This window comes from Herminiimonas sp., from assembly GCF_030645555.1.
In the GTDB taxonomy this organism is placed as follows: domain Bacteria; phylum Pseudomonadota; class Gammaproteobacteria; order Burkholderiales; family Burkholderiaceae_D; genus Oxalicibacterium.
In genome coordinates, this window is record NZ_JAUSME010000093.1 from 1 (window position 1) to 2,182 (window position 2,182).

Annotated in this window: 1 protein-coding gene; it reads left to right on the plus strand. The window is 59.3% G+C overall.

All coding sequences use genetic code 11. The features are described 5' to 3' along the window. A partial coding sequence (gene smc, locus Q7T06_RS03665) for a chromosome segregation protein SMC (protein WP_304780326.1) occupies positions 1 to 2,182 on the plus strand: 2,182 nt, incomplete at both ends.

Sequence of the window (2,182 nt, forward strand, 5' to 3'; positions counted from 1 at the left end):
CATCTGGCCAACCTGAAGATGCAGCTGGAAGAAAAACAGGCGACGCTGGAAGAGGCGACCGAGCAGCTCGAGGTCGCGCAGGAACAATTGCCCCGGCTGGAAGAAGAACGCCGCACCGCGCAGCAACAGGTCAACACTGAAACTGCCAACAATGCGCAGCTCGAAGCGCGCCTGGCTGCATTGAAGCAGTTGCAGGAAAACGTGCAGACGCAGGGCAAGGTGCAACCCTGGTTGCAAAAACACGAGCTGGGCGAGTTGCCGCGCCTGTGGCAAAAACTGCAAATCGACCAGGGCTGGGAAACCGCGCTGGAATCGGTATTGCGCGAACGCACCTCGGCGCTGGAAATGTCGAATCTGGACTGGGCCAAGGCTTTCTTCAACGATGCGCCGCCAGCCAAGCTGGCTCTGTACACGCCGAATGCAACGGCAGGCGCGGCAGCAGAAACGCCAGCCGGCCTGAAACCATTCCTGAACCTGCTGCAATTGAACGATCCAGGCCTGCGCGCATTGATGCAGGATTGGCTGCATGACGTCTATGTCGCCGACGATACTGCAGCCGCCTTTGTCGACCGCAGCAAGCTGCCGGCTGGCGCCTATTTCGTCACGCGCCAGGGCCATGTGATCAGCAAATCCAGCGTGCGTTTCTATGCTTCCGATTCCGAGCAGGATGGGATGCTGGCGCGCCAGCAGGAAATCGAAAACATTACCAAGCAATTGCGTGCCCAGCATATGCTGGCCGATGAAGCGAAGTCGCGCTCGGTGCGTGCCGAATCGGCGCTTACGCAAGCCACACAACGCCTGCAGGAAATCCGCCAGCGCGCCAATACGCTGACGCAGGCGGTGCATGGCTTGCAGATCGACGTGATGAAATTATCCGAAGTGCAGGAACGCTTCAACCAGCGCAGTTCGCAAATCCACGCCGATCTCGAAGAGATCGCCGCGCAGGAAGCCGAGCAGCAGCAAGTCAAGGCTGAGTCGGAAGCGAAGTTCGAGCAACTCGATGGCGAGCTGGCGGAACTGCAGGAAAAACATGAAGAAGGCCAGACTGCCTACCTGGGCAAGGAACAGCAGTTGAACGATGCGCGGCAACGCGTGCGCGAGCTGGAACGCGCAGCGCAGGAAGCGGAATATGCGGAAAAATCGCAGCGCAGCAAGATAGAGGAATTGAAGCGCAGCATCGCGACCGCGCTGGAACAGGCGGCGCAACTGTTTGCCAATATGCAGCAAGGCAGCCTGGAGCTGGAAAGCCTGGACGATCAAGCCGCGCAAGCCGGTTTGCAAAGCCTGCTGGATACGCGTACCGAGCAGGAACGCGCACTGGCCGATGCACGCCATGAGCTGGATCAACTGACGCAACAATTGCGCGGCCACGACGAAGCGCGCATGCAGGCCGAGCGCAGCCTGCAGCCGCAACGCGACCGCATCACGGAATTGCAGTTGAAGGAACAGGCGGCGCGCTTGAACCAGGAGCAGTACGCGCAGCAATTGATCGAGGCGCAAGCCGACGAAGCCGCGCTGGCGGAGAAACTCAACGGCGATGTGCGTCCATCCTATCTGCAGGGCGAAGTGACGCTCCTGACGAATGCGATTGCCGCGCTGGGCGCAGTCAATCTGGCCGCGCTGGACGAGCTGGCGACCGCATCGGAGCGCAAGAACTTCCTCGATGCGCAAAATGCCGACCTGACCGAGGCGATCAATACGCTGCAGGATGCGATCCACAAGATAGACAAGGAAACGCGCGACCTGCTGCAAGACACCTTCGACAAGGTCAATCATCATTTCGGCGAACTGTTCCCTATCCTGTTCGGCGGCGGACAGGCCAAACTGACAATGACCGGCGAAGAAATACTGGACTCCGGCGTGCAGGTGATGGCGCAACCGCCAGGCAAGAAAAATGCGACGATTCATCTGCTGTCGGGCGGCGAGAAGGCATTGACCGCAACGGCGCTGGTGTTCTCGATGTTCCAGTTGAATCCGGCGCCATTCTGCCTGCTCGATGAGGTCGATGCACCGCTCGACGATGCCAATACCGAGCGTTTCTGCAATATGGTCAAACGGATGTCGGCGCATACGCAATTCCTGTTCATCTCGCATAACAAGATCGCGATGGAAATGGCGCAGCAATTGATAGGCGTGACGATGCAGGAGCAGGGCGTATCACGCATCGTGGCGGTCGACATGG